This window comes from Pseudomonas sp. Bc-h (assembly GCF_002080045.1).
Lineage (GTDB): Bacteria > Pseudomonadota > Gammaproteobacteria > Pseudomonadales > Pseudomonadaceae > Aquipseudomonas.
In genome coordinates this window covers 1-4800 of record NZ_MUIN01000025.1, presented here as the reverse complement: position 1 = coordinate 4800, position 4800 = coordinate 1, and the positions used below count along the sequence as shown (strand labels likewise).

At 46.1% G+C, this 4800-nt stretch carries 6 protein-coding genes and 1 pseudogene; 4 read left to right on the top strand and 3 right to left on the bottom strand.

The window, feature by feature from the left end:
• From BWR59_RS32275 to BWR59_RS32265, 3 genes and pseudogenes are all read left to right on the top strand, one after another.
• Nucleotides 1-851 (top strand): annotated as a pseudogene (locus tag BWR59_RS32275) (hypothetical protein); the annotation flags it as partial.
• The gene (locus BWR59_RS32270) at nucleotides 851-1324 is read left to right on the top strand and encodes a hypothetical protein (protein WP_139340827.1); all 474 of its coding nucleotides are present in this window, start codon (nucleotides 851-853) and stop codon (nucleotides 1322-1324) included. The pseudogene BWR59_RS32275 and the gene BWR59_RS32270, both read left to right, overlap by 1 nt.
• Nucleotides 1325-1483: 159 nt before the next feature.
• Entirely contained in the window at nucleotides 1484-1714 is a 231-nt protein-coding gene (locus tag BWR59_RS32265) for a hypothetical protein (RefSeq protein ID WP_139340828.1), read from the top strand.
• Between the two features lie 1098 nt (nucleotides 1715-2812).
• On the opposite strand, the gene BWR59_RS32260 is transcribed toward BWR59_RS32265, so the two are convergent.
• The 3 genes from BWR59_RS32260 to BWR59_RS32250 all read right to left on the bottom strand — a co-directional run bounded on the left by BWR59_RS32260 (nucleotide 2813) and on the right by BWR59_RS32250 (nucleotide 3983).
• Nucleotides 2813-3271: a hypothetical protein gene (locus tag BWR59_RS32260; protein WP_077204199.1), complete on the bottom strand. Its 459-nt coding sequence runs from the start codon at nucleotides 3269-3271 to the stop codon at nucleotides 2813-2815.
• A gap of 64 nt (nucleotides 3272-3335) precedes the next feature.
• Entirely contained in the window at nucleotides 3336-3611 is a 276-nt protein-coding gene (locus BWR59_RS32255; protein WP_139340825.1) for a hypothetical protein, read from the bottom strand.
• Nucleotides 3612-3644: 33 nt separating this feature from the next.
• Nucleotides 3645-3983 (bottom strand): hypothetical protein, encoded by a 339-nt coding sequence (locus tag BWR59_RS32250; RefSeq protein WP_139340824.1) that lies wholly within the window; start codon nucleotides 3981-3983, stop codon nucleotides 3645-3647.
• A 338-nt stretch (nucleotides 3984-4321) separates the two neighbouring features.
• Here BWR59_RS32250 and BWR59_RS32245 point away from each other — a divergent pair.
• The coding region (locus tag BWR59_RS32245; RefSeq protein ID WP_143491007.1) for a replication/maintenance protein RepL at nucleotides 4322-4800 on the top strand (479 nt) is incomplete at its 3' end.

Genomic DNA, 4800 nt, shown 5'->3' with positions numbered 1-4800 from the left:
GTCCATTAGTCCTCTGGGCACGTGGGAGAAGCGTCAATCTGCCAGTAAGTTTCACGACGGAAATACCAGAAGGACTGATTTGCTCCAACGTTGGCGATCCATATTACGACGGTTATACATTGCCGCCAGACGTGCATGATTACTCAGAACCACGCATCATACAAACCGGCATTGACGCTGGAACCACCTACCTAGGGCAAATGATGCCTTTTTCTTTTTACGTAAAAATAATCGGATACCGATTAGCAGGAGACACGGAGGACAGAGATCTAGTGGCTTTAGTTTTACCCGATCCACCATTGATACCAGATGGTGTTCCCTTGCCTACAAACATTCCACGCTCGTCAGCACCTAACTTAATTGGTGGTGTCACTGTGAATGTTGGTGGCACTACGGGATATACACATTTAGATCCGATTGACCCATTCACCTATCAGGTCAACATCGGTGTTCCGTGCCCTTGCACAAACGGCGACAAAGGAGACAAGGGGGACAAAGGCGACCAGGGCGATCCAGGAGCACCAGGAGCACCAGGCAGCACAGGTCCAAAGGGTGACAAAGGCGACAAGGGCGATCCAGGAGACGGTACATCGATGCTCAAAGAGTTTACAGTGACAAGAAAAATGCAAAACCCGCTAACAGGTGCGGTCGAAGACCACGAAGATACTGTCTTTTTACCTACCGACGGAACAAACGACATGGGCACCGCATTTGGTATCTTGTTTCATAGCTTGTTTCAATTACTCCGGGGCTACACTTTGTCAGTGCCTGCTAATAATTTTGAAGGCGAGTACACTCATGTAAACGACCCTTATACCGGAGACACGGGCAATGATACGGGCATAGCTTAATGGCAATCATTGATTTTACTACGCCAGCTTTTGGTGTTATCGACGAGTATTTTGAGTACGTTTGGATTCGTACTCTGGAATTTGATACAAAACAAGGATGGATTGAAGAAGCAGTTGGCAAAGCCGAAGTACCTGGTATGGAACCAGTGTTAGATTTTCGTACTCATGCCACCGCGCGTTCAGTTAGCGGTTACTGCTCATTTGGTATCGCAGGGCATAATAGAGACGCATTAGCGCCTGCCTGGACAAATAAATCAGGGGCTAATATTGTGCTTTGGGGACCTACATATTTTCTCAATTGGAAAGAAACTTTTATCGCGCCACCAAGAGGCTTTAATGCAATCAGGATGTGGGGACGCGCAAGAAGTCACTTTTATGTTTACGCGCAAACTTACGACCTGGATAGCCTATTAACACCAGGTGCAATCATTGACCCTTCGACGGGTCGGCAAGTTTACCCGCCAGCACCATAACCAAATTAAGCTGCTGCAAACGGGCAAAACAACAAACGCACTCGATCGCTGCATAGTCGAGTGCGTTTTTGTACAGTGCCGGCGCAACTGCCATAAATTGACAGTAGCTGCAGTTACTGTCATAATTTGGCAGTACACTCCAGACCGGGAGCTTTTAACATGAGCGAACACACTTTTAAATTTGGTCCTGCCAAGCAATTAGGTAGAGCTTTTACAATTCCGATGCGCTTACAAATTTGCTGCCAGTGTAGAGACGATTTAGGCTTAGTGCCTCAACAATGGCAAATCGAAAAATTCCACGATTGCGGTTTGCCATGCTTTGTCGAAGGATGCAACAACACAGCAGAATTACAATATTCCATTACAGCTAGATTTTTTGCAGACAAATAAACTCAAGTGAAGGCAAAACACAATGAAACGCATAAACAATTTAGACCCGTTTTCTCAAGACGAGTACGATTTATTGCAACGCGACTATATACGCGACGACATGCAGCCAGCAGACATGGCTGAACAATATGACGTTAGTGAACGTCTGGTGTGGAGACGGTTGAAGGAACACGGCTTGTTCAAACAGTGGGGGCGTCAGGTTGATAAACCACATTCATCAAGCTTGTACTACTGTCCAACATGTGGACAAAAAACGGGGAAACAGCTTAAGACACAGCACAGCACACGGAGAAAATAAAACCGCTGTAGTCGCCACTGTAAGCCGCAAGTTGCTTGTAAATCTTCAAGCCCTTGCGGCTTATTCCACATTCAGAGCAAATGGTCCATCGATGTTTTTTTTTCAAGAAGCATCGACGCAAAGATTTTCTTCCTTTCAGTCTTACTGTTCGACAGTAACAACAAACAATCCAGCTGTGTTTGGTGCAACCGTGTTGCACTTGTCCTTTTATATGCGGTTGGTTCACTGCTGTTAAACCTCTGTTTACGCCAGTTATCGCGTGGGCCTAAGTGATTACTCTGTACAAGTAAATATGTTTGTTTGGGGTGATTAATAAGTGCTACGCACTTAATCCGTTCTGTGTACGAAATGCTGATTCTAATCGTTCTCCAACATAGCTAGTAACTGTGCCAGACCGGCTACCGTTGCTCGTATTGAGAGTTATGCGTTTTCCTGGAAGGAATCTTTGATCGCCTGGTTGGAGAACCACCAGGCGCACGAAACCACCAGTGTCAAATTCAATGTAACAATGCCTCAGCCAGCTTTTATTCCATTGCCAGGGCAAGCGCTCGCCTCCTTGTGGAAACGGTGCAGACTTATCATAGACAATGCCACCTTGAACTGACCGTTTATAATCTTCCATTTTCACGGTGTATTGCTCGCCGTGGTCTGTGTTGTAAATTACGTAGATTTCGGAACTAACCATAAAAGCCCCTTTTGAAGCCAAAAACAAAGTAATAATTTCAGGGACCAGGAGCACTGACAAAATTTGACAGCGCTCCTGGTCCCTGGTATCTCCGGGTGGAAAACTTTCCGATTTCCTAGTTGCTCAGTCTGCGTTCACCAGTGATACCAACAATTGAAACGCTTAGATTGCTTTCAGTTGTTGGTGTAACTGGAAATGGCGTACCACCTTCAATAGCGTGACCTTCAAGCGTTGCTGCAAAGTCCATACCATTGATATGTGTGGAAACGATAGCTGCTGCATTTGTCAGAATTGGCAAGAATGCAGAGCCAAAACCATTAACCTGAATTTCCAGGCCTCGTGGCTGCAAACCAGGAACTAACAGTGCAGCAGCATCGGCTCCTGCTAAATCTGCCAAGGTGTCATATCCCGTAGGCGCGGTGGCAGGTGTTAAAGAACCGCCCGAGTATTTCCAGACCAGATCTGGATAAAGAGCCATAACGGCTTCATCCGCTTGTACAATCAAGTTGATTGAATCAGCAGATGCCGGATTGCTTCTGCTATCAGGTGTGTAAATGTAGTATTTTTGTGCCATTTCAATTGGCTCCGTTTATAGTTTGAGGGAACAATTACTTAGATCAGCTTCCGACGCTTAGCTCTTAGTAATTGCGATACGGTGGCGGTACAAAATCCGCCGACCCGTCGTCAAAATGTGGTCTAAGCATCCGCTGTATTCTGCTAGCCGCTGCTAAAAGCTGGTCGAGCTTTGCGCGGTCTAAAGAATTAAAACCGTCGGATATATTTCCACTTGGATCAATGGCAATTGGTTTTGGTGGCGGCACAAGTTGCCCGTAAACAGCGGCAGTAGTCGCTGAAGAAACCACCATTAAACCGATTGCCACAAAACTGTTTACAGCCATCTGTTTGATGTTCATGTAAAAAACCTCTGTTATTGTGCCGTTTAGGACCTATTTCGTAACGTCAGCGCCTCTGGTTTTTTCACCAGTAGAACCGACGATGTGACAGGCTACGTTAACGCCGTTCACTTTGATTGTTTTGGCTTGTCCGACCTGCTCATAGCCTCCCACTGAGGTAGACTTGCACGGACGTGTGAAACGTCTGTACGGTGCTGCATCCTCACGCAAGCCTATATGACGCATGTGCTCGCGCTTTATTGCGCCGTTTGGAGTGAACGACTGGTTCGGTGCACCAAAGCCGCCGTCATTTGCTACATCCGCAGTTAAACGCGCTACAGCGATTTTGCCCCCGTCAGTCGTATAGGGGAAATTGAATTTTTGATTAGCCATAGAATTGTTCCGAGCTTTTCAGCCGGGTAGCGCTGCATATCGCGCCGGTCTTATTTCAATATAGCACAAGACGACAAAGCAGCAAGCGGGGCAAAAACATACGAACAAAAATACCGCTTGCTGCTTTGTAGCCTACATTATAGCACCGCGCATGGTGGCACGCAATTTGTATTTCCCAACCTGCGGCGACGTCGCCTCCCCCGGAGGGGGACGGGAGGGGGATAGGCTGTTGCAGGCAAAGGGCTTTGCAACCTCATCGGGCTTCCTGGCTCTTGGTAACTCAGTAACAGTACTAAAAGAAGCATCTCAAATATCAGGCCTGTATTGGATCAGCCTTCTTGCAAAGGTCTAAATATTTAGATAAACTCTCTAAATATTTAGATCACTTACTAGAAAGTACTGCCCTCTTGAGAACAAAAAATACTATACTAAAGCTTGATTCCAAGGGGAATCCCTTTTGCGTCGACACCGAATCCGGTGAGGCAAATTTAGATGGATTTCCGGCCTGGCTTCAGAGAAAAAAACGCCCATTTCCCGATAAGTATATCAACGTGTTTGATCGTGGTTTTTATGCATTAGCGAAGATGAATTTGACCGGCAAACAATGCTCGGTTTTGTTCTTGCTTATGACTCAATTGAATTACGAGAACTGGCTTATCATCAGCCAAAAGCAAATTGCCGAAGAATTAAACATCGCTCCACGCAATGTCAGCACGCTGCTGAAAACCTTAGTTGAAAAAGGTGTCTTAGAGCGCAAAACCAATTTGAAAGGTATGACCGTTTACCGGCTCAACCCTTTAATTGCATGGCGTGGAGA

Coding starts and splice junctions, on each gene's coding strand:
- BWR59_RS32265 (WP_139340828.1), top strand. CDS start 1,484: ATGAGCGAACACACTTTTAAATTTGGTCCTGCCAAGCAATTAGGTAGA.
- BWR59_RS32255 (WP_139340825.1), bottom strand. CDS start 3,611: ATGAACATCAAACAGATGGCTGTAAACAGTTTTGTGGCAATCGGTTTA.
- BWR59_RS32260 (WP_077204199.1), bottom strand. CDS start 3,271: ATGGCACAAAAATACTACATTTACACACCTGATAGCAGAAGCAATCCG.
- BWR59_RS32270 (WP_139340827.1), top strand. CDS start 851: ATGGCAATCATTGATTTTACTACGCCAGCTTTTGGTGTTATCGACGAG.
- BWR59_RS32250 (WP_139340824.1), bottom strand. CDS start 3,983: ATGGCTAATCAAAAATTCAATTTCCCCTATACGACTGACGGGGGCAAA.